This window comes from Agrobacterium sp. (genome assembly GCF_059499945.1).
In genome coordinates, this window is record NZ_JCABZP010000014.1 from 1,064,418 (window position 1) to 1,081,288 (window position 16,871).

At 59.5% G+C, this 16,871-nt stretch carries 16 protein-coding genes and 1 other annotated feature; of the genes, 12 read left to right on the forward strand and 4 right to left on the reverse strand.

Annotation, left to right across the window (positions count from 1 at the left end):
* Positions 1 to 59: 59 nt before the first annotated feature.
* Positions 60 to 115: a sequence feature (sul1 is cis-regulatory element that is thought to sense ions involved in sulfur or methionine metabolism; They are found in Alphaproteobacteria), on the forward strand.
* 74 nt (positions 116 to 189) lie between these two features.
* The gene (locus AC5I5B_RS16965) at positions 190 to 1,671 is read left to right on the forward strand and encodes a SulP family inorganic anion transporter (protein ID WP_111834288.1); all 1,482 of its coding nucleotides are present in this window, start codon (positions 190 to 192) and stop codon (positions 1,669 to 1,671) included.
* A gap of 41 nt (positions 1,672 to 1,712) precedes the next feature.
* On the opposite strand, the gene AC5I5B_RS16970 is transcribed toward AC5I5B_RS16965, so the two are convergent.
* Positions 1,713 to 2,903 carry an aq_1923 C-terminal domain gene (locus AC5I5B_RS16970; RefSeq protein WP_060724060.1) on the reverse strand — a complete coding sequence of 397 codons (1,191 nt, stop codon included), beginning with the start codon at positions 2,901 to 2,903 and terminating at the stop codon, positions 1,713 to 1,715.
* Between the two features lie 229 nt (positions 2,904 to 3,132).
* Between AC5I5B_RS16970 and parC the strand changes: the two genes are divergently transcribed.
* Positions 3,133 to 5,385 (forward strand): DNA topoisomerase IV subunit A, encoded by a 2,253-nt coding sequence (gene parC, locus AC5I5B_RS16975; protein WP_087743751.1) that lies wholly within the window; start codon positions 3,133 to 3,135, stop codon positions 5,383 to 5,385.
* Between the two features lie 97 nt (positions 5,386 to 5,482).
* Here the strand turns inward: parC and AC5I5B_RS16980 are convergent, their stop codons facing one another.
* The 3 genes from AC5I5B_RS16980 to hemB all read right to left on the reverse strand — a co-directional run bounded on the left by AC5I5B_RS16980 (position 5,483) and on the right by hemB (position 7,988).
* Positions 5,483 to 6,241 (reverse strand): arginyltransferase, encoded by a 759-nt coding sequence (locus AC5I5B_RS16980; protein WP_003502198.1) that lies wholly within the window; start codon positions 6,239 to 6,241, stop codon positions 5,483 to 5,485.
* Positions 6,242 to 6,418: 177 nt separating this feature from the next.
* A complete protein-coding gene (locus AC5I5B_RS16985) occupies positions 6,419 to 6,877 on the reverse strand; it encodes an RDD family protein (RefSeq protein WP_003502200.1) in 459 nt (152 codons plus the stop codon).
* Positions 6,878 to 6,974: 97 nt separating this feature from the next.
* Positions 6,975 to 7,988: a porphobilinogen synthase gene (gene hemB / locus AC5I5B_RS16990; RefSeq protein ID WP_111793082.1), complete on the reverse strand. Its 1,014-nt coding sequence runs from the start codon at positions 7,986 to 7,988 to the stop codon at positions 6,975 to 6,977.
* A gap of 174 nt (positions 7,989 to 8,162) precedes the next feature.
* Here hemB and AC5I5B_RS16995 point away from each other — a divergent pair, with 174 nt between their 5' ends.
* From AC5I5B_RS16995 to nusB, 10 genes are all read left to right on the forward strand, one after another.
* Entirely contained in the window at positions 8,163 to 8,600 is a 438-nt protein-coding gene (locus AC5I5B_RS16995; protein ID WP_003502204.1) for a DUF6163 family protein, read from the forward strand.
* A 234-nt stretch (positions 8,601 to 8,834) separates the two neighbouring features.
* On the forward strand, positions 8,835 to 9,344 hold the full coding sequence (ldtR, locus tag AC5I5B_RS17000) for a transcriptional regulator LdtR (protein WP_026363448.1): 510 nt from the start codon (positions 8,835 to 8,837) through the stop codon (positions 9,342 to 9,344).
* Between the two features lie 374 nt (positions 9,345 to 9,718).
* A complete protein-coding gene (locus tag AC5I5B_RS17005) occupies positions 9,719 to 11,050 on the forward strand; it encodes a L,D-transpeptidase family protein (RefSeq protein WP_003502206.1) in 1,332 nt (443 codons plus the stop codon).
* Positions 11,051 to 11,261: 211 nt separating this feature from the next.
* Entirely contained in the window at positions 11,262 to 12,551 is a 1,290-nt protein-coding gene (gene glyA / locus AC5I5B_RS17010; RefSeq protein WP_003512506.1) for a serine hydroxymethyltransferase, read from the forward strand.
* Positions 12,552 to 12,563: 12 nt separating this feature from the next.
* Positions 12,564 to 13,043: a transcriptional regulator NrdR gene (gene nrdR, locus AC5I5B_RS17015; protein WP_003502218.1), complete on the forward strand. Its 480-nt coding sequence runs from the start codon at positions 12,564 to 12,566 to the stop codon at positions 13,041 to 13,043.
* Between the two features lie 2 nt (positions 13,044 to 13,045).
* Positions 13,046 to 14,290, forward strand: a complete 1,245-nt coding sequence (gene ribD, locus AC5I5B_RS17020) for a bifunctional diaminohydroxyphosphoribosylaminopyrimidine deaminase/5-amino-6-(5-phosphoribosylamino)uracil reductase RibD (RefSeq protein WP_099085494.1) — start codon at positions 13,046 to 13,048, stop codon at positions 14,288 to 14,290.
* Positions 14,290 to 14,901 (forward strand): riboflavin synthase, encoded by a 612-nt coding sequence (locus AC5I5B_RS17025; RefSeq protein ID WP_003502222.1) that lies wholly within the window; start codon positions 14,290 to 14,292, stop codon positions 14,899 to 14,901. Before ribD ends, AC5I5B_RS17025 begins: the two co-directional genes overlap by 1 nt.
* Before the next feature lie 203 nt (positions 14,902 to 15,104).
* Positions 15,105 to 15,737: a LysE family translocator gene (locus AC5I5B_RS17030; RefSeq protein ID WP_099085492.1), complete on the forward strand. Its 633-nt coding sequence runs from the start codon at positions 15,105 to 15,107 to the stop codon at positions 15,735 to 15,737.
* Positions 15,738 to 15,914: 177 nt separating this feature from the next.
* Positions 15,915 to 16,361: a 6,7-dimethyl-8-ribityllumazine synthase gene (ribH, locus tag AC5I5B_RS17035; protein WP_111834290.1), complete on the forward strand. Its 447-nt coding sequence runs from the start codon at positions 15,915 to 15,917 to the stop codon at positions 16,359 to 16,361.
* 4 nt (positions 16,362 to 16,365) lie between these two features.
* Positions 16,366 to 16,863, forward strand: coding sequence for a transcription antitermination factor NusB (gene nusB, locus AC5I5B_RS17040; RefSeq protein ID WP_031233928.1), 498 nt, complete (start codon positions 16,366 to 16,368; stop codon positions 16,861 to 16,863).
* Positions 16,864 to 16,871: the final 8 nt, after the last annotated feature.

Consider the following 16,871-nt stretch of genomic DNA (forward strand, 5'->3'; position numbering starts at 1 on the left):
GAAAAGCGGGCGCGCAACTTGCGGCCCGCTTTTTTGCCGTTTATAGCTGGGCCACTCACCACGGACCCGGTGAAATTCCGGGTGGCTCTTCTGGCCGCCGATCCGCCAGATAACGCAAAGCACCGACATTCGTTTTCAATCTACCGGACACGGTTCCGGCCGGTGCGTCATTCTTTGCGAAAAAATCAGATGAACAGATTTCAGACTTACAGACGTGAGTGGTTTTCCAATATTCGCGGCGATGTTCTTTCCGGCATTGTCGTGGCGCTTGCCCTCATTCCCGAAGCCATCGGCTTTTCCGTCATCGCCGGTGTCGACCCCAAAGTGGGGCTGTTCGCCTCCTTCGCCATTGCCTGCGTTTCTGCTTTCACCGGTGGCCGTCCGGGCATGATCTCAGCGGCAACCGCCGCGACAGCCGTCCTGATGGTTACGCTCGTCAAGGAACACGGGCTGCAATATCTCTTCGCCGCCACCATCCTCATGGGCGTGCTGCAAATCCTGGCGGGTCTTGTGAAACTCGGCCGGGTGATGCGCTTCGTCTCGCGCTCGGTCATGACCGGCTTCGTCAATGCGCTGGCGATCCTGATTTTCATGGCGCAATTGCCTGAGCTGATCGGCGTGCCGGTCGAAACCTACGTCATGATCGCCGCCGGCCTTGCGATCATCTATCTTTTCCCCCTGGTCACGAAGATCATTCCGTCACCGCTGGTCGCCATCGTCGTTCTCACCTGTGTTGCCGTCTTCTCTGGCATGGATATCCGCACGGTCGGCGATCTCGGTGAGTTGCCCTCGACGCTGCCGATATTCGCCCTGCCGCAGGTGCCGCTGACCTTCGAGACGCTGCAGATCATCTTTCCCTATTCCGTGGCGCTCGCCGCCGTCGGTCTCTTGGAATCGCTGCTGACGGCGCAGATTGTCGACGACATGACGGATACGGGCAGCAACAAGAGCCAGGAATGCATCGGGCAGGGGACGAGCAACATCGCCTCCGCCCTCATCGGCGGCATGGGCGGCTGCGCCATGATCGGCCAGTCCGTCATCAATGTCCGCTCCGGCGGCAGGGGCCGGCTCTCCACCTTCGTGGCGGGCGCTTTCCTGCTGTTCCTCATTCTGGTGCTTGATGATCTCGTGCGCATCATCCCGATGGCAGCCCTGGTGGCGGTGATGATCATGGTCTCCATCGGCACATTCTCGTGGCGCTCCATCCTTGATCTTAGACGCAACCCGCCATCATCGAGCATCGTCATGCTGGTGACGGTCGGCACGGTGCTTGCCACCCATGATCTCGCAAAAGGCGTGCTGGCCGGCGTGCTTCTCTCCGGCGTATTTTTTGCGGGCAAGGTGTCGAAACTCTTCCACGTCCGGCCGGAGCTTTCTGCCGATGGCCGCGAGCGGATTTATCGCGTCGATGGCCAGATTTTCTTCGCCTCGACCGAAAGCTTCATCGCCGCCTTCGATTTCGCCGATGAGGTGGACGCCGTGACGATTGATGTCACCGAGGCGCATCTGTGGGATATTTCGGCAGTTGGTGCGCTGGACAAGGTGGTTCTGAAATTCCGCAAGACCGGCAAGAAGGTCGAGGTGATCGGTGTCAACGAGGCTAGCGCCCACATGATCGACCGCTTTGCCCTGCACGATAAACAGGACGGCGCTGCCGCACCGCTGCACTGAGCGCAAAAAAAAAGCCCCGGCAAGACCGGGGCTTTTTGGTTTTATTCGTTTGCCGTCACCGTGACGCCGAGCATTTTCGGCAGGGTGTTCGGCGCGCCCATTGCGGCGCCCATGATCATCGGGAAAGGAACCGGCTTCTCCGGCTCTGCCGTGATCGAGAGGTTCTTCGGATTGTCGATATAGGCGTTGATGGCCGCCGACACCATGTTCTGCAGCTCTGGAACGTTGAGCGAAGCCATCATGATCGGCGCCATGCCCTTGATGGTCTGGGCAAGCTGGTCGCTCGTCATGCCCTGCTGGCTTGCCGCATAGTCGATGGCGCGCTTGGTGATGCTGGCGTCTTCGAAGCTGATTTCGGCGTTGATGAAGGAAAGCTGCTGCATCAGGCCGAGCATGGCGAGGCTTGCTGCCTGGTCCGCCTGTTCCTTGTTCGGATTGGCGGCCTGCGCCTTTACCGTCTCCTGCATCGACTTGATGAAGTCGAGCGTGTAGCCGGAGAAACCAAACGACATGTTGAGACGGCCGACATTGTCGAGGTCGATGGCGTATTCCTCGACGTCGACGGTGCCGGAGGCAACTTCCCAGCTGCCGCTCATGGTCATGTTGCCGGAAAGCGCCTGCAGATTGAGCTTTTCAATCGCGTCCTTGGTGGCCGGATCGGTGGCTTCGCTGAGATCGGCCTTGAAGCCGGAGGCGTCGAGTTCGAAACCGATCGAGTTCTTGTCGTCGCTGACGGACATCGTCGCGCTGCTTTCCTCAAGCGAGAAAGCCGGCTTTCCGTCGACGGAAACGGAAATCGGACCGCTATGGGCTTCATCGTAGAACATCAGGGCGTCGACGGTGCCGGTGGTCGCATCGCCCGGAATGACGAGGCCGGACATGTAGATGTCGCTCGCCTTGATCTCAACCTTGTCCTGCTTGTAGTCGATATTATCGAAACGGGCGTTCTTGATCTTGTAGCCGCCGTTGTTTTCCTCGACGCCTTCGAGCGACACATTGCCAACGGGGATCTTCTTGGCAGGATCGGCGACGGAGTTGAAGGTCACGCTGTTCAGCGTCACCGTCGTGCCGTTGACGGCGACGGAACCGGCGGCGATCTCGCCTCCCTGCGCGGCATAGGCTGCGTTGATTTTCTTCAGCACATCCCCGCCATCCAGCGCGAAAGCCGGTGCCGAAAGCGTAAGAAGCGCGGCGCTCGCGAAAAGAACCTGCCGGGTGGATTTCAGTCTCATGATGTTTCTTCCCTCAACGTACGGCTGTGCACCGTGTCCGAATTCGAATGGTGATACTTATATTCGCGATTATTCAAAGGTCTATAGGATTTAGATCGATTCCCATGACGGCGGCATTGCGGCATTTGCAACGCGGTTAACAAAAAATCGCATGAAAGGGGTGCTTTCATCCACAGGGCACACCCCTGAATTTCTTGCCGGGAATCGGCATTTCCGCTAGTCAAGCACCATGGGAAAAAATCTTGTACCTCCGTCCGGCGGAGACGATAACATTCATCCGGTCGATTTGAAGGCGGCGCTTGAAGAGCGCTACCTTGCTTACGCCTTGTCCACGATCATGCATCGTGCGCTGCCGGATGTGCGCGACGGCCTGAAGCCGGTTCACCGCCGCATCATTCATGCCATGAGTGAAATGGGCATCCGCCCCAACTCGGCCTTCAAGAAATGCGCCCGTATCGTCGGTGACGTTATCGGTAAGTTCCACCCGCACGGCGACCAGTCGGTCTATGATGCGCTGGTGCGTCTCGCGCAGGATTTCTCACAACGTTATCCGATCGTCGACGGGCAGGGCAATTTCGGCAACATCGATGGCGACGGTGCTGCTGCCTATCGTTACACCGAAGCGCGCATGACTGACGTGGCGGCGCTGCTGCTGGAAGGCATCGGCGAGGATGCGGTGGATTTCCGCGCCACCTATAATGAGGAAGACGAAGAGCCGGTTGTCCTGCCGGGCGCCTTCCCCAATCTGCTTGCCAACGGTGCCTCAGGCATCGCAGTCGGCATGGCGACATCGATCCCGCCGCACAACGCCCATGAACTTTGCGATGCGGCGCTCCATCTCATCAAGCATCCCGATGCGACGGTTGAAAAGCTGGTGGAATTCATTCCCGGCCCTGACCTGCCGACCGGTGGCGTGATCATCGAAAGCCGCGAGAATATTCTCGATGCCTATAAGACCGGGCGCGGTGGTTTCCGCGTGCGCGCAAAATGGGAAACGGAAGACCTCGGACGTGGCGGCTATCAGATCGTCATCACCGAAATACCGTTCCAGGTGCAGAAATCGCGGCTGATCGAAAAGATCGCCGAGCTGCTGCTCGCACGCAAACTGCCGCTGCTCGAGGATGTCAGAGACGAATCCGCCGAAGACGTGCGCATCGTGCTGGTGCCGAAGAGCCGCACCGTCGATGCGACGCTGTTGATGGAATCGCTGTTCCGCCTCTCCGACCTTGAAAGCCGCCTGCCGCTCAACATGAACGTGCTGTCGCTCGGCAAGGTGCCGAAGGTGATGGCGTTGAACGAGGTGCTGAGCGAATGGCTGGCGCACCGCAAGGACGTGCTGGTCCGCCGTTCCCGCCACCGTCTTGCCGCCATCGACCGCAGGCTCGAGATTCTCGGCGGCCTGCTGGTCGCCTATCTCAATCTCGACGAGGTGATCCGCATCATCCGTGAGGAGGATGAGCCGAAACAGGTGATGATGGCGAAGTGGTCGCTCACCGACAATCAGGCCGAAGCCATCCTCAACATGCGGCTGCGTAATCTGCGCAAGCTCGAGGAATTCGAAATCCGCAAGGAATTCGATGAACTCAGCAGCGAGAAGGCCGAAATCGAGTCGCTGCTCGCCTCCGATGAAAAGCAGTGGCAGACCGTCGCCTGGGAAATCGGCGAGGTCAAAAAGAAGTATGCCAAGGCTACCGAGATCGGCCGTCGCCGCACGCAGTTCGCGGATGCCCCGGATGCCGATATCGAGGCCATCCAGCAGGCGATGATCGAGAAGGAACCGGTCACCATCGTCATCTCGCAGAAGGGTTGGATCAGGGCGCTGAAGGGTCACATGTCCGATACGTCGGCCCTGACCTTCAAGGAAGGCGACGGACCCAAGATCGCCTTCCCGGCGCAGACGACCGACAAGCTGCTGCTGCTGACGACAGGCGGCAAGGCCTATACGCTCGGCGCTGACAAGCTGCCGGGGGGGCGCGGTCATGGCGAGCCGATCCGCATCATGGTCGATATGGAGAACGATCAGGACATCCTGACCGCCTTCGTGCATGATCCGTCGCGCAAGCTGCTGCTCGTCTCCACCGCCGGTAATGGCTTCATCGTGCCCGAGAGCGAAATGGTCGCCAATACCCGCAAGGGCAAGCAGATCATGAATGTCTCCATGCCTGATGAAGCGAAGCTCGCGGTTCCGGTAACGGGCGATCATGTCGCCGTGGTCGGCGAGAACCGCAAGCTTCTGGCCTTCCCGCTGTCGCAGGTGCCGGAAATGTCACGCGGTAAGGGCGTGCGCCTGCAGCGCTACAAGGATGGCGGCGTTGTCGATGTGAAATGCTTCGCGCTCGCCGAGGGTCTGAGCTGGTCCGACACGGCCGGGCGTCTGTTCACCAAGGTCGGTGAGGAACTGCGCGAATGGCTGGCGGACCGCGCCACCGTTGGCCGCACCGTGCCGAAGGGCTTTCCGCGCAGCGGGAAATTTGGTGGGTAATATCTGAAAGACGTCCTCGGAGATTGTCTGGGGGCGTCTTTCCCGCCTTTGTTTTGCTGTCCAAGCCGAACATGTGCTTCAGGACTTGGCGAACCCATTATTCTCCTTCGGGATGGTAAACCTCCCACCCACGCGGCGTCAGATGCTCCTGCGGATGATAGCGGGTCTTGTACCCCATCTTTTCCGAACCATCGACCCAGTAGCCGAGATAGACATGCGGCAGGCCGAGCGCGCGCGTGCGGGTGATGTGATCGATGATCATGAAAGTGCCGAGCGAGCGTTTTTCGAGATCGGGATTGAAGAAGGAATAGACCATCGACAGACCGTCGCTCATCACGTCGCTGAGCGCCACCGCCAGAAGTTCGCCGCGCTTGCTGGAATCGATGCCGGAGCCGGGTTCGCGCACGCGGTATTCGATGATGCGGGTGTTGACATGCGTGTCTTCCACCATGATCGCGTAGTCCAGCGCCGACATGTCGGACATGCCGCCGGACTGGTGGCGGTGGTCGAGATAACGGCGAAACAGCGCGAATTGTTCGGTGGAGGGCTCGGCGGCGTGCACCGTGGCCACGACATCCCGGTTGGCGGCAAGTACACGCCGCATCGATTTCGTCGGCTGGAACTGTTCGGTGAGGATGCGTACGGAGACGCAGGCGCGGCAGTTTTCGCAGGCCGGGCGATAGGCGATGTTCTGCGAGCGCCTGAAACCGCCCTGGGTCAGAAGATCGTTCATTTCCGAAGCGCGCGGGCCGACCAGATGGGTGAAGACCTTCCGCTCCATCTGGTTCGGCAGATAGGGGCAGGTGGCCGGCGCCGTAAGATAGAATTGAGGAGAGGGCGTCGCCTGCGTGTTCATCGAACCGTGATCGCCTCCTGCGTCTGTTATGAAAGCGCGCCGCGATTTCACGGGGTTGGCGGCGGCGCTTCAAGCGACATGCATAATGTCACAGAATGGCAAAATGACGGAAAACGTCAACTGCGGGATGAGGTATTTGACGCGATGAAAGCCACGTTTCCGTGGCTTTCATCGATATCAGCGCGTTCTGACGATAACGGTGCCGAGCAGGAAGTCATGAACGAGGCGCGAGCGCTCGGTAAACAGGCCTGCAAGCAGGATCAGCGGCGTCAAAACCGAGTTGATGACCCAGAAAAGCACGATATGCACCGTCGACAGCAGGAAATCGATTCGCCGCCCGTCCATGCGCGCCATCGCGATCCCCATCGCCCGCATGCCGGGAGTGGCCTGCGACGGGCCGCCAAGCGTCATGCCGAAATAAAGCACCGCAACGATGACGAACAGCGCCGGGTAAAGGAAGAATCCCAGGCCAAGCGTGATCACGCCGAGAAAGAAGACGATGACCGCGGCCGGGATGCACAGAAGCAGAACGATCGCGTAATCGATCACGAACGCGAAGACGCGCCGGCTCAGGACGCCGCTATAGGCGCGCCAGTCATCCGGTGCGGCATAGGTGGGGTTCTGGTCGAGGCTCATCGGTCGTTTTCTCCTGAGAGGGTATGACAGCGCGGCATGAGTGCCGTGTCAGCAGACAATATGGGAAGAAAACGACCGAATACAATAAGCGCCGGCCTCAGCCCTTTGCCAGTTTGCGTGCGGCCTCCATGGCGAAATAGGTGAGAACACCATCGCAGCCCGCACGCTTGAAACAGAGAAGCGTTTCCATCATCACCCGCTCGCCGTCGATCCAGCCATTTATGGCCGCAGCCTTGATCTGGGTATATTCGCCGGACACCTGATAGGCGAAGGTCGGCAGGCCGAAATTCTCCTTCAGCCGCCAGCAGATGTCGAGATAGGGCAGGCCGGGTTTGACCATCAGCATGTCGGCGCCTTCCTCAACGTCGAGTGCTGCGTCGCGGATCGCCTCCATGCTATTGGCTGGGCTGATGTAATAGCTCGCCTTGTCACCCTTCAGCAGGCCGGCGGTGGAGATGGCCTCGCGATAGGGGCCATAATAGCCGGAGGAAAATTTCGTCGCATAGGACATGATGCCGACATTCTGGTGTCCGGCGGCGTCGAGCCCCCGGCGGATGGCGCCGATGCGCCCATCCATCATCTCCGACGGTGAGATAATGTCCGAACCGGCATCCGCCTGCAGGATGGCCGCCTTGACAACCTGTTCGACCGTTTCGTCATTGACGATCTCGTCGCCGCGCAGAATGCCGTCATGCCCGTGGCTGGTGAAGGGATCGAGCGCGACATCGGTGATCAAGCCGATATTTGGCACGGCTTTTTTGACCGCGATAGTCGCCTGATTGATGAGATTGTTTGCTTCGAGCGCGTTCGAGCCGGTCTCGTCCCGCAACTCCATCTCGATATTCGGGAAGGTCGCGATGGCGGGAATGCCGAGATCGGCGGCTTCCTTTGCCGCTTCCACCAGCCGGTCGACGCTCATGCGGTTGACGCCGGGCATGGCGGGAATGGGCTCGAGAATATTGCTGCCCGGCACGATGAATACCGGCCAGATGAGGTCGTCAACGGTCAGGTGGTTTTCCTGAACCAGACGGCGCGTCCAATCCGCCTTGCGATTGCGCCGCATGCGGCGATGGCCGGTGATCTCGTCGACCAGATGCGTTTTGTCCTGCATGTCAGAATGTCCTTCGGTCAAATTTCGAAAGCTGCATATCATGAAGCGTGGGCCATGCGAATGCGACAATCTTCCCTCATTGAGGCACAGCGCCGGCGATCATGCTTTGACAAGGCAGATGGCGGAATTCAATATGGACTGGTCGCCCGCCCATCGAGACCGTATCTTCCGGCCATGGAACCTGATTCTCAACCTCTGCCGAAGCGTCCGCTTGCCGAAATCCTCTTTCTGGTCTTCATGAGACTGGTTGCGGTTTCCTGTTTCTGGTTCGGCCTGCAATATTGGGCGATGCTGACGGGCTATTCGCTTGGCGGCCATGGGCGCTTCGATATGCTGAACCTGCCCTGGCGCGTGGCGGGCAGTGCGCTGGCGGTTATTTTCCCGGTTGCGGCGCTGGGTCTCTGGCTCGGCGCCTCCTGGGGTGCCGTCATGTGGGTCATGGGCGCGGGCGCGCAGATCGCCATGTATAAGGTTTGGCCACATATCTTCGGTGCCAACACGCTTGTGCCCGTGATGCACGGTCTCGTGGCAACCATTTATATACTATTCCTGGTCGCTTTCTGGCTGGATCAGCGCCAGAATGAAGAGCGCGCAAGAATTGATTTACCATAATAATAAAGCAATTCGCCCCGTTTTCCTGCCGAATTTTATCGTTAAGTCATTGAATTATAACGGATGACTAAGACCCATTCCCGCTTCGCCACAGATTCGGCCCGCTGGGGAAAATGCATGTAACCATTTGTTAATCGTAGCTTTTAAGTAGAATTTTATGCGCATTGATTAGGTTCTCACTCAAGGCGGGAGACAAACAAACACACCGCCAAACAAAACAGTGAGGCAGTCATGATCAATAGCAAAGTTAAGCCCCAGGCCGTTGTTGCCGATGCACATGAAGATACCATCCGCTCGCTCTACATGGAGTCGCTGCACCTGGTGGAACGTCTCCACCGCCGCCTCCTCGATGTCATCAAGGACGAGTTCGACCGTCAGGGTCGTGATGACGTCAACGCCGTTCAGGCCCTGCTGCTGTTCAACATCGGCAATTCCGAACTGACGGCCGGCGAGCTTCGTTCGCGTGGTTATTACCTCGGCTCGAACGTCTCCTATAACGTCAAGAAGCTGGTCGACCTCGGTCTCATCAACCACCAGCGCTCGCGTGTCGACCGCCGCTCGGTCCGCATCAGCCTGACGGAAAAGGGCCAGGAAATCGCCGAAACGGTTGCCCGCCTTTATGAACGCCACGTCGGTTCGATCGAAAAGGTCGGCGGCATCGGCACCGGCGAGTTCTCCGAAATGAACAAGCTGCTGCAGCGCCTTGATCGCTTCTGGAACGACTCGATCGCTTACCGCCTGTAATACCGCGACGGTTTCACTGTTTAAGCCGGGGGCATCCTTTGCTCCCGGCTTGCGGATTCCGCAGGTCACCCGCCACGCATTTTACCTGTCAAGTCCGCCCCTTCATCCGGCCTTCGCCCTGTTTTGCAGGCGAACACAGCTTCGTGAGAAGAGGACCGTGACACGAATCGGCCATATTGATATGGGAGGCGCAAAGGCATAGGAGCCGGCGGTTTCTCCTGCTGTCGTGGCAAGCCTCGACTGCTGTGCCAGACACCAGCGCCAAGATCATGGCGTATCGAGCATTACCGGCCGGCAGACACGTTGTACGTGTTTGTTAATCATATTGATTTAGGCATCGTTGAGGATGCCGAAGAGAGTGGCTGGTAGGTAGAATGACAAAGAAATCCGTTTCCGATTCCGTATCGCGCCGCGCGCTTCTGCGTTCGGCCGTTTCCGTTGGTGCTGCAGCACTTGCCGCGCCGGCCTTTGCGCAGAACGCGCTTAACGATCTCATGGGCTCTTCGCGCCGCGGCAACTGGGATGACCAGTTCGACGCCAATTCATCGCGTTCGGCCGTGGGTGTCGTTTCAAACAATCCGGTTCTCGGACGCGAAGCACCTGTCTATATGCAGCAGGCGATCATGCAATATCAGCAGATCGTGCAGAATGGCGGCTGGCCGGAAGTGCCTGCGTCCCAGCAGCGCCTCCAGATCGGCGTCTCCGATCCTTCCGTACAGGCGCTGCGCCAGCGACTGATGGTATCCGGCGATCTGCCGCGCGAAGCCGGCATTTCCAGTGCCTTTGACTCTTACGTTGATGGCGCACTGAAGCGTTTCCAGGCCCGTCATGGCCTTCCGGCTGACGGTGTCAGCGGCGAATATACCACGAAGGCGCTCAATGTTTCCGCGCAGATCCGTCTGGCGCAACTGCAGACCAACCTCGTGCGCATCCAGTCCATGTCGGGTGATCTCGGCCAGCGTCACCTGATGGTGAATATCCCGGCCGCCGCCATCGAAGCAGTGGAGAATGAACGCGTCGTGCTGCGCAACACCGCCGTCGTCGGTCGCGCCAGCCGCCCGACGCACGTCATCAATTCCAAGATTTACGAAGTCATCCTCAACCCTTACTGGACAGCGCCGCGCTCGATCGTCGAAAAGGACATCGTGCCGCTGATGCAGAAGGACCCGACCTATCTGGAGCGGAACAACATCCGCCTCATCGACGGCAAGGGACAGGAAGTTTCGCCGACGGCGGTCGACTGGTTTGCGCCAAAGGCGCCGAACCTGATGTTCCGCCAGGACCCCGGCAAGATCAACGCCATGTCCTCGACGAAGATCAACTTCCACAATCCGAACAACGAATATATGCACGACACGCCGCAGCAGGGTCTGTTCAACAAGCTGATGCGGTTCGAATCGTCCGGCTGCGTGCGCGTACAGAACGTGCGCGACCTCACAAGCTGGCTGCTGCGCGACACGCCCGGCTGGTCGCGTCAGGAAATGGAACGCGTCATCGCCACCCGCGTCAACACACCGATCAAGCTGGCGCAGGAAGTGCCTGTCTATTTCGTCTACATCACCGCATGGTCGGCGAAGGACGGCGTGGTGCAGTTCCGCGACGACATCTATGAAAAGGACGGCAACGCCGAACTGGCGCTCAACACCACCACCGGCATCGAACAGCCGGCTGGACCTGTCGACGACGACCTGTTGCCGCGCAACTGATCCGGCGCTGCCGTCAGGTTTTTATATTTAAGTGAAAGGCCGCACCCCGTCGGGTGCGGCTTTTTTCATTTTCGCTGCTGGTTTTGAAAAAAACAGCTGCCGTTTTTTGTCGCAACGTCGCAGTTTGACGGGCAAATCTCGCTGCCCGTATTGCTCTTGTTCGGGCAGGGCGCTAAGACGCCATCGCATTACTGTTTCAGGAGCCTTCACCATGTCGAACACAGATGCTTTCTTCTCCCGTCCGCTTGCCGAAGTCGATCCGGATATTTTCGGCGCGATCGAGAAGGAACTGGGTCGCCAGCGCCACGAGATCGAACTGATCGCCTCGGAAAACATCGTTTCCCGCGCCGTGCTTGAAGCGCAGGGTTCGATCATGACCAACAAATATGCCGAAGGTTATCCGGGCAAGCGTTATTATGGCGGCTGCCAGTTCGTAGACATCGCTGAAGAGCTTGCCATTGAGCGCGCCAAGAAGCTGTTCGGCGTCAACTTCGCCAACGTCCAGCCGAATTCCGGTTCGCAGATGAACCAGGCCGTGTTCCTCGCGCTCTTGCAGCCGGGCGACACTTTCATGGGTCTCGACCTGAACTCGGGAGGCCATTTGACGCACGGTTCGCCGGTCAACATGTCCGGCAAGTGGTTCAACGTCGTGTCTTACGGCGTGCGTGAAGGCGACAACCTGCTCGACATGGACGAAGTGGAGCGCAAGGCCAAGGAAACCCGGCCGAAGCTTATCCTCGCTGGCGGCACCGCCTATTCCCGTATCTGGGACTGGAAGCGTTTCCGCGAGATTGCCGATGAAGTCGGTGCCTATCTGATGGTCGATATGGCCCACATCGCCGGCCTCGTTGCCGGTGGCCAGCATCCGTCGCCGTTCCCGCATTGCCACGTTGCCACGACGACGACGCACAAGTCGCTGCGCGGCCCGCGTGGCGGCATGATCCTCACCAATGACGAGGATCTGGCCAAGAAGTTCAACTCCGCCGTTTTCCCCGGTCTTCAGGGCGGCCCGCTGATGCACGTCATCGCCGCCAAGGCAGTCGCCTTCGGTGAAGCGTTGCAGCCGGAATTCAAGGACTATGCCGCACAGGTCGTCAAGAACGCCAAGGCGCTGGCCGAAACGTTGATCGAAGGCGGTCTGGACGTGGTCTCAGGCGGCACCGACAACCACCTGATGCTGGTCGATCTTCGCAAGAAGAACGCCACCGGCAAGCGTGCGGAAGCAGCACTCGGCCGCGCTTACGTCACCTGCAACAAGAACGGTATTCCTTTCGATCCGGAAAAGCCCTTCGTCACCTCGGGTGTGCGTCTCGGCACGCCGGCCGGCACGACGCGCGGTTTCAAGGAAGCGGAATTCCGCGAAATCGGCAAGCTGATCGTCGAGGTTCTCGATGGTCTGAAGGTTGCCAATTCGGATGAGGGCAACGCTGCCGTTGAAGCTGCGGTACGTGAAAAGGTCGTCGGCCTGACGGACCGTTTCCCGATGTATCCGTATATGTAAGGAAAAGAGACGATGCGCTGCCCATTCTGCGGTTCCGAAGACACACAGGTCAAGGACTCGCGTCCGGCGGAGGACAATACCTCCATCCGCCGGCGGCGCATCTGCCCGGATTGCGGCGGTCGCTTCACGACCTATGAGCGCGTGCAATTGCGCGAGCTGATGGTCATCAAGAAAAGCGGCCGCAAGCTGCCCTTCGACCGGGAAAAACTGGTGCGATCCTTCGAGATCGCGCTGCGCAAGCGCCCGGTTGACCGCGACCGGATCGAGCGGGCCGTCTCCGGCATCGCTCGTCGTCTGGAAAGTTCCGGCGAGACGGAAATTCCCTCGGAAGAAATCGGCCTGCAGGTTCTGGAAGCGCTGAAAAGCCTCGATGACGTGGCCTTTGTGCGTTACGCCTCGGTCTATCGCGATTTCAGCCACGCCGAGGATTTCGAGAACGTGATTGCCGAAATCAACGCCAAGATCGCCCGTGATACGGACGGTGGAGCATAGACGTGACGAGCCGTGCCGATGACGAAAAATTCATGGCGCGGGCCATCGAGGTTTCGCTTCGCCACCAGGGTCAGACGCTGACCAATCCCTCGGTCGGCTGCGTCCTCGTCAAGGACGGACAAATCATCGCCGAAGCGGTGACGGCCATCGGCGGCCGGCCCCATGCCGAACGCCAGGCGCTGGAAATCGCCGGCGAGGCGGCCCGTGGCGCAACCGCCTATGTCACGCTCGAACCCTGTTCCCATTGGGGCAAAACCCCGCCCTGCGCCAATGCGCTGGTGGAATACGGCGTCGCCCGTGTCGTGGTGGCGGTGGATGATCCGGATGAGCGGGTTTCCGGCCGTGGTTACTCCATCCTGCGCGATGCGGGCATTGTCGTGGAAACCGGCCTGCTGCGCGACGAAGGCAAGAGAGCGCTTGCCGGTTACCTCACACGGCAGATGAAAAAACGCCCGCATGTGATTCTGAAGCTTGCCATTTCCGCCGATGGTATGATCGGCAGGAGAGGCGAGGGGCAGGTGGCGATCACCGGGCATGAGGCTCGCCACGCCGTGCATGAACTCCGGGCGCGCTGTGATTGCATTCTTGTGGGTATCGGGACTGCGATTGCGGATGATCCGGAACTGACAGTGCGCGTTGCCGGTTTGGAGGAGCGTTCGCCGGTGCGCATCGTGCTAGACCGACATTTTGAATTGCCGCTGACATCGAAGCTGGTGAAGACGGCGCGCGAAGTTCCGGTGGTGATTGCGGCGTTACCCCCCTCTGCCCTGCCGGGCATCTCCCCCTCAAGGGGGGAGATCGGCAAGGGGCTGGCCGCTCGCTCAAGTTTCGACTCCACCTCTCATTCGTCTACCTTCAATGTCGGGCAAGGTAGCGCCCCATCGATCTCCCCCCTTGAGGGGGAGATGCCCGGCAGGGCAGAGGGGGGTAGCTCCGAGTCAAAGCGCCAACTACTGACCGACGCCGGCATCCAGATCCTCGAAGCCTCCACGCTCGAAAACCTCCTCCACATCCTCGCCGAAAGCGGCATGTCGGAACTTCTGGTCGAAGGCGGCGCCTTTGCCGCAAAATCATTCCTTGAAGCCGGGCTGGTGGACCGTATCATGCTGTTCGAAAGCCCTGTTGTGATCGGTGAGGGCGGCATTGAAACGCCGCTCAACCGTGCCGATATCACGGGCGATTATGCGCTGATCAGCGAAACCGCCTATGGGCCGGATCGCTGCTTCGATTATGAAAGGCCAATTTGATGTTTACCGGAATTGTCACCGACGTCGGAACCGTTTCCGAGCTGGAAGCCCTGGCTGAAGGCATTCGTCTGCGGGTGGCGACGAATTACGATCCCAAGACCATCGATATGGGGGCGTCCATCTCCCATGGCGGCGTGTGCCTGACGGTGACGAGGCTGCCTGATGATGGCAGCAACGAGCGCTGGTACGAAGTCGAGGCCTGGGAAGAGGCGCTGCGCCTGACGACGATCGCCAGCTGGCAGAAGGGTACTCACGTCAATCTCGAGCGGGCGCTCAAGATCGGCGACGAGCTTGGCGGCCACATCGTCTCCGGCCATGTCGACGGCAAGGCGGAAATATTGGCTGTCGAACCGGAAGGTGAGGCGGTGCGTATCCGCCTGCGCGCCCCGGAGCATCTGGCGAAATTTGTGGCGCCTAAGGGTTCCATTGCGCTCGATGGCACCTCGCTGACCGTCAACGCCGTCGAAGGCACGGATTTTGACGTTCTGCTGATCCGCCATACGCTCACCGTCACCACCTGGGGCGAACGTCAGCCGGGCGATTTCGTCAATTTCGAGGTCGACACCATGGCGCGTTATGCCGCAAGGCTTGCGGAATTTCCGTCGGCGTAAACCGAAAAGGTGACTCGGCGGGTTATTGTGCCCGCTGACGCCTCCTCCTCCCGTCATTCCGACTCAAAGCCGGCATGACGGAACGGAAGCGACGAGTACGCCAAATCGCATAATGGTCGCTGCCTTGCTTCCGATGAAGCTCAAAACACTATAAGACGTCTCTTCAGCCGTTTTCATCCAAACGGGGGTAGGGGACATACATCATGCCGTCTTTTGAACTGCTGACAGCCTTTTTCGTAACCACCGCTTTGTTCGCCTATATCCCCGGTCCGGCCATGCTTTATGCGGCGGCGCAGACCATGGCGCGCGGCCGGTTTGCCGGGCTGATGGCGGTGCTTGGCATCCATGTCGGCTGCTATTTCCACATTTTTGCCTCTGCGGCGGGGCTTTCGGTGCTGTTTCAGGCCGTTCCCTGGCTCTATCTCGCCGTGAAGCTCTGCGGCGCGCTTTATCTCGTATGGCTCGGTTTTTCGATGCTGCGCAGCAAGCTTGAAGGTGAGGCGGTCAATCTGACCATCGAGCCGAAGTCGGCGCGCCGCGCCTTTTTCGACAGCATCATCATCGATGTGCTCAATCCGAAGACCGCGCTGTTCTTTCTAGCCTTTCTACCGCAATTCGTCGATCCGGCAGCAGCCTTTCCAGTCTGGCTGCAATTGCTGATCCTCGGCATCGCCGTCAATTTCATCTTTTCCTCTGCCGATCTGGTCGGCGTGCTTCTGGCAGGGGCGATGGTCGGGCGTTTGAAGCGTTCCAGCGCGGTGCAGATGCTTGTCCGCCGCGCTGCCGGAACGGTGCTGATGGGGCTCGGCGTCCATCTGGCCTTCCAGAAAACCTGATTCTCGCGGAGCCGCGCCGGGAGGTGCAAAACCCGGCCAAGTGCCCTGCAGAAGCGGCCCCTTGCGCCGCTGACATATGAAATTACTTGCCAAAAACAGTCAGCCGTGGTTTGACCGCCGCAAAAGCCGGTATGATCCGGCGTTAAGCTTTTCGGGAAAATCCCCAGGAACCCTCACATGTCCAAACCTCATCTTCTTATCGTGGAAGCACGTTTTTACAACGATATGGCCGATGCTCTTCTCGAAGGCGCGAAATTCGCGCTCGATGAAGCCGGCGCCACCTATGACGTCATCACCGTTCCCGGCGCGCTGGAAATCCCTGCCGCCATCGCCATGGCGCTTGACGGTGCAGACAATGACGGCACGGAATATGACGGTTTTGTCGCGCTTGGCATGGTCATTCGCGGCGAGACTTACCACTTCGACATCGTCGCCAACGAATCCTCCCGCGCGCTGATGGACCTCGCGGTCAGCGAATCGCTGCCGATCGGCAACGGCATCCTCACCGTCGAGAATGACGAGCAGGCCTGGGCGCGTGTACGCCGTTCCGACAAGGACAAGGGCGGTTTCGCCGCCCGCGCGGCGCTGACCATGATCAAGCTCAAGAAAAAACTGGGTGGCTGAACGCATGTCGAATGTTGATAATGGCGGCGAACCGCGCCAGCCTTCGGTAAAGCCCGCCAACCAGCGCGGCGCGGCCCGCCTTGCGGCCGTGCAGGCGCTTTACCAGATGGATGTCGGCGGAACCGGCGTGATGGAAGTCGTCGCCGAATATGAGGCGCATCGTCTCGGCCAGGAAGTCGATGGCGATACCTACCTGAAGGCTGACCCTTCGTGGTTCCGTTCGATCGTCGCCGGTGTGGTGCGCGATCAGACGAAGATCGACCCCTTGGTGCGCTCCGCCCTTCTGGAAGATTGGCCGCTGTCGCGCCTCGATGCCACCGTGCGCGCCATCCTGCGTGCCGGCGCTTTCGAGATTCTCGAGCGCAAGGACGTGCCGGTCGCCGTCATCGTCACGGAATATGTTGAAATCGCCCGTGCTTTCTTCGAGCATGACGAGCCTAAGCTGGTGAATGCGGTTCTGGACCGCATTGCCAAGCAGGTGCGCGGCGAGGCAAAACGCTGAAGTAAAAC

Excerpts from the sequence above, each read along its gene's own strand:
- AC5I5B_RS16965 (WP_111834288.1), top strand. The coding sequence starts at position 190 with ATGAACAGATTTCAGACTTACAGACGTGAGTGGTTTTCCAATATTCGC.
- AC5I5B_RS16970 (WP_060724060.1), bottom strand. The coding sequence starts at position 2,903 with ATGAGACTGAAATCCACCCGGCAGGTTCTTTTCGCGAGCGCCGCGCTT.
- parC (WP_087743751.1), top strand. The coding sequence starts at position 3,133 with ATGGGAAAAAATCTTGTACCTCCGTCCGGCGGAGACGATAACATTCAT.
- AC5I5B_RS16980 (WP_003502198.1), bottom strand. The coding sequence starts at position 6,241 with ATGAACACGCAGGCGACGCCCTCTCCTCAATTCTATCTTACGGCGCCG.
- AC5I5B_RS16985 (WP_003502200.1), bottom strand. The coding sequence starts at position 6,877 with ATGAGCCTCGACCAGAACCCCACCTATGCCGCACCGGATGACTGGCGC.
- hemB (WP_111793082.1), bottom strand. The coding sequence starts at position 7,988 with ATGCAGGACAAAACGCATCTGGTCGACGAGATCACCGGCCATCGCCGC.
- AC5I5B_RS16995 (WP_003502204.1), top strand. The coding sequence starts at position 8,163 with ATGGAACCTGATTCTCAACCTCTGCCGAAGCGTCCGCTTGCCGAAATC.
- AC5I5B_RS17005 (WP_003502206.1), top strand. The coding sequence starts at position 9,719 with ATGACAAAGAAATCCGTTTCCGATTCCGTATCGCGCCGCGCGCTTCTG.
- glyA (WP_003512506.1), top strand. The coding sequence starts at position 11,262 with ATGTCGAACACAGATGCTTTCTTCTCCCGTCCGCTTGCCGAAGTCGAT.
- nrdR (WP_003502218.1), top strand. The coding sequence starts at position 12,564 with ATGCGCTGCCCATTCTGCGGTTCCGAAGACACACAGGTCAAGGACTCG.
- AC5I5B_RS17025 (WP_003502222.1), top strand. The coding sequence starts at position 14,290 with ATGTTTACCGGAATTGTCACCGACGTCGGAACCGTTTCCGAGCTGGAA.
- AC5I5B_RS17030 (WP_099085492.1), top strand. The coding sequence starts at position 15,105 with ATGCCGTCTTTTGAACTGCTGACAGCCTTTTTCGTAACCACCGCTTTG.
- ribH (WP_111834290.1), top strand. The coding sequence starts at position 15,915 with ATGTCCAAACCTCATCTTCTTATCGTGGAAGCACGTTTTTACAACGAT.
- nusB (WP_031233928.1), top strand. The coding sequence starts at position 16,366 with ATGTCGAATGTTGATAATGGCGGCGAACCGCGCCAGCCTTCGGTAAAG.